The following is a 4,011-nucleotide window of genomic DNA, read 5'->3' on the forward strand; positions in this document are numbered from 1 at the left end:
CCTTCGCCTTCAGCACCGCCCCCGAAGGCGACCCAGGCCGAGTCGAGGACATTGCCGGCTCCGGTCGCGAAGAGCTGTGTCAGCAGCGTGTTTGCCGCGCTGTTGGGATGCGAATCGCCGCTGTCGCCGCCGTACTCCTGCCGGAGCCGGTTCGGGTGTGTTGCGTGATCATTCGGATACGCCAGCGCATGGAACAGGTCGAATACGACGACGTTGTTCAGGCCGGTGCGCGTCTCATACGCGGACAGCCACGTATTCTTGAGCCAACTGTTGAACGCGCGAGCGCGGGCGGCATTTGCGTCGTTCGTGTCGTCCACTGGCGCATAATGCAGCGGCGGCGCAGTCACGGCGATGAAAAGCGTGTTCGGGTTTGCGGCGAAGATGTCTTCCAGTGCGCGATAGAGGACTGCGCCGTCGTTGTAGGTGCTTCCGGGGCCGTCGACGTGCCGGTATGCGGCGCGATAGTTGGCGAGCGTTTTCCAGTCTTCGAAGGGGTTGCCCGGGTCTTCGCCGTCGTCCTCGATATTACTGTTGGGAAAGCAACTCTTGAACATGATGATACGGTTTGCGCCGTCCGCGCAATCGTGGGTCTTGACATGCGCAACGTAATCGTTGAACCAGCGAATCCAGTGGTGCATGTCGGTCAGGTCGCCGGGCGTGTCCGCCAGGGAATCCGGCCGGCCCGCGTCCGGAGGGACGTCCGTGCCGTAAGTGATTTCGTTCACTTCGTCGATGTAGTTCTTCGCCAGCAAGGCGTCGCGCAGGCTGTCATCAAGCCAATTCTGGCCCACGGAATGATGAATGAATATGAGGTCATCTTCACCTTCACCCTCGCCTTCACCCTCGCCTTCGCCCTCGCCTTCGCCTTCGCCCTCGCCTTCGCCGCTTTCCCCTTGTGCCGTGATGGTGACAGTCGCATTGCCGCCATTGGAGGACACCTGGATGGTCCCGGTGTTCAATCCCGGACTGAGCGCGGCAGCGTTTATCGTGACATCTATGCCGGTAACGTCGGTTACACTGGTGCTGGAACCGCTGGACACGCTCAATTGAATCCAGGCGCTGGATGTGGCGAGCGTGAAGTTCAGCGCGGTTCCTTCGTCGCCGCCATTCCAGATGAGCAGTGTCCAAGGCCCGGTGTCGGCGCCGAAATCGTGTGCGGCGGCGGAGACAGCCAAGGACGGCTCGTCTTCCGGCGGGCAACCGGCAAGCAGAATCGGCGTGAAGGCGATGGCGGTGGCGGCGAACGCTCGGGTCAGGTTGGACATGGCATGTATTCCCCGTTGAACAACTAACTAGTTCCTCGTTCCCTCGCAGTCAGCTTATTCCGGTTCACGAGTTTTGTCAACATAAGTTCTCACTTTTTCCAGACTCGTCAAGCAAACGCTTGGGTCGGGACCGGGGAATAGGGGAGAGGCATCTCGCTTGTTTCCGGTATGATAGTCATTGTGAAGACGGTGCGAGGAATGTGATGAAAAGGTCATTCGCTGCGGCGGCAATGCTGATATTAGCGACATTGCACGGTTGCGCGGGCAGTTCAAACCCGGAGGCCGTGACGCCAACGGATAGGAAGGAAAGCCAGGAAGCCATGCCGGACAAGGTGGTGAAAACGGACGCGGAATGGCGGGCGCAGTTGACGCCCGGGCAGTACCATGTCACGCGCGAGAAGGGCACGGAACGCGCGTTTTCGGGCGAATACTGGGCCTCGAAGACGCCGGGGGTTTACAGGTGCGTCTGTTGCGGGCATGAACTCTTCAGCTCCGACACGAAGTTCGATTCGGGGTGCGGCTGGCCCAGTTTCTACGCGCCAATAGAGGGTGCGGGCATCGCCGAGTCGGAAGACCGCAGTTTCGGCATGGCGCGCACGGAAGTGACGTGCGGTCACTGTGGCGCCCACCTCGGCCACGTCTTCCCCGACGGTCCGCAGCCCACTGGGCTGCGCTATTGTATCAACTCGGCATCGCTCACGCTGGAACGCAAAGACGGCGCCGGGGAAAGCGAATAGGAGCGCGGAAAAGGGTTCAGAATGGATTCCGGGAACCTTGGTGCGGGGAAGCGGGATGTTTCCTGTGCATTCTTTCCATGCCTGCTGTGTCGTGCTGTCTGCACGAGAATAATGCCCTTCCCGCTGGCGAGGAAGACCTGGGTAGCGCTCGGCCATTGACGGTATGAACTGACTTCCCGGCTCCGGGCACAGGCATTCGCAGCTTCTTTCTGCTTCTTGTCTTGCCGCGCGGGGGATGTTCGCAAGCCGGGGTCTTGACAAACGGACGGGTTTCAACTATAAATATAGTCGTAATCGGTTAGCGTAGTCGGAGGGGGCGGCCATGGTTGCGAAAAACAAAGGCGGTCCGCTGCCGGAGCTGTCGCGTCTGGAACAGGAAATCATGCGCGTTGTGTGGCAATTGGGGGAGTGCTCCTCGGCCGAGGTGATTGACGCGTACACGCGCGAGCGGGCGCTGGCCAAGACCACGATTCGAACCGTGCTTTCGAACCTGCGCAAGAAGGGGTACGTGGAGCTGGTGCCCACGGTGGCGCGGGGGCACCGGCTGCGACCGGCGGTGAAACGGGAGCAGGTTGCGCGCTGTTCGCTGCGAACGCTCGTTGCGAATCTGTTCAATGGCTCCCCGCGCCATGCGATCGCGTATCTGTTGAATGAATCGGAGATTGCGGCGGCGGACTTGGACGAAATACGGCGGATGATCGAGCGCCGGAAGCAAGAAAGGGGGGCCAAATGAGCATGCGCGGGGAAGCGATGGAATGGCTGGCTTACCTGAGCGGTAACGCCGTCCTGGAACGCCTGTTCTGGGCAAGCGTCGAGATGGCGGTGCTTGCTGCGGCCGTTTGGGGCCTGACCGCGCTATTCCGCCCCGGGTCGCCGCGGGTGCGCGCGCTGTTGTGGCTGCTGGTGCTTGTGAAGCCGCTGACGGCGCTGGCGATAGGGCCGTTGTACCCCGTTTTCCAGTTGGAGACCGCGGAAGTCCGTTATGCGAGCGTGGACCTCGCGCCGCCGCGCCCGGGCGCGGCGATTCCCCCGGGCGCGGTCGTCGCGGGCGCGCCGCGGCAGCTTGCCGCCGCGCCTCCGGCGCCCACCCCGGCGTGCGGGGGCGGGCTCGCGTGGCCCGGTTCGGACTGGACTGCGGTTTACGAAATAGACACACGCTGGCTCGCGGTAGCGGTGTGGTTCGGGGCCGTATTGTTTCTTTCCGCGTACAAGGGTGCCGACGCCGTAAGGCTGCGCCGAATTGCGCGGGGCGGCGCCACGCCGCCGGCTGCGCTGTTGGAACACTACGCAATGGCGGCGCGCGAATTGGGCGTGAAGCGTCCGCCGCGGCTGGTGATCACGGCCGCGTGCGAATCGCCGGCGCTGGCGGGCATGCTGCGTCCGGTTATCTTGGTTCCCGCGTGGATGGCGGAGAGCGCGGGGACGGGCGTTGTCGCATGGGCGGTGCGGCACGAACTCACGCACTGGAAGCTGGGTGATACCCTGGCAAACCTCGTGCGGCAGCTGTCTCACGTGTTCTTTTTCTTCCATCCCGCGACGTGGTGGGCGGGCGCGCGCTGGGAGGAGTCGGCGGAACTCGCGTGCGACCGCGCGCTGGTGAACACCCAGGGCGACGCGGACGCCTACGCGGGCACGCTCTACCAGGTGCTGGCCGAGATTCGCGGGCGCCGTTCGCGCGCCGTTGCCGGGGGGCTATGCGCGACGCGCACGCAGGTCGGGCGGCGCATCGCAGCGCTGCTGGGCAATCCGCTGCTGTATCCCGCGCGGCTGGGGGCGTGGGCGGCGACGGGCCTGATCCTGCTGACGGCGTTCGTGCTGGGCTTGGGCGGCGCATTCAATGATCGCGCCGCGGCCGAAGCGGAAACTTCATCCCAGGCCGCCGCTACGACGGAAGACGTGGAAGCGCAGATCCGCAAGGCCATCGACGACCTGAGCGTAACGTCGGAGATGGAAGTGGGCCGCGTGAGCGCGGTGTTCGCCCTGGTCAAGGCCCAGCCCAACGCCGCGGC

4 protein-coding genes are annotated in these 4,011 nt (G+C 63.8%); 3 read left to right on the forward strand and 1 reads right to left on the reverse strand.

From position 1 onward, the window contains the following. On the reverse strand, nucleotides 1-1,265 hold a 1,265-nt coding region (locus KA184_14855; protein ID MBP8130856.1), incomplete at its 3' end, for a hypothetical protein. A gap of 320 nt (nucleotides 1,266-1,585) precedes the next feature. On the opposite strand from KA184_14855, the gene msrB reads away from it, so the two are divergent. The 3 genes from msrB to KA184_14870 form a co-directional block, all read left to right on the forward strand. Beyond that, nucleotides 1,586-2,002, forward strand: coding sequence for a peptide-methionine (R)-S-oxide reductase MsrB (gene msrB, locus KA184_14860; protein MBP8130857.1), 417 nt, complete (start codon nucleotides 1,586-1,588; stop codon nucleotides 2,000-2,002). 322 nt (nucleotides 2,003-2,324) lie between these two features. Then, a complete protein-coding gene (locus tag KA184_14865) occupies nucleotides 2,325-2,735 on the forward strand; it encodes a BlaI/MecI/CopY family transcriptional regulator (protein MBP8130858.1) in 411 nt (136 codons plus the stop codon). Further along, the coding region (locus KA184_14870) for a M56 family metallopeptidase (GenBank protein MBP8130859.1) at nucleotides 2,732-4,011 on the forward strand (1,280 nt) is incomplete at its 3' end. The genes KA184_14865 and KA184_14870, both read left to right, overlap by 4 nt.

It is taken from the genome of Candidatus Hydrogenedentota bacterium, assembly GCA_018005585.1.
GTDB lineage: Bacteria > Hydrogenedentota > Hydrogenedentia > Hydrogenedentales > JAGMZX01 > JAGMZX01.

Excerpts from the sequence above, each read along its gene's own strand:
- msrB (MBP8130857.1), top strand. The coding sequence starts at position 1,586 with ATGCCGGACAAGGTGGTGAAAACGGACGCGGAATGGCGGGCGCAGTTG.
- KA184_14865 (MBP8130858.1), top strand. The coding sequence starts at position 2,325 with ATGGTTGCGAAAAACAAAGGCGGTCCGCTGCCGGAGCTGTCGCGTCTG.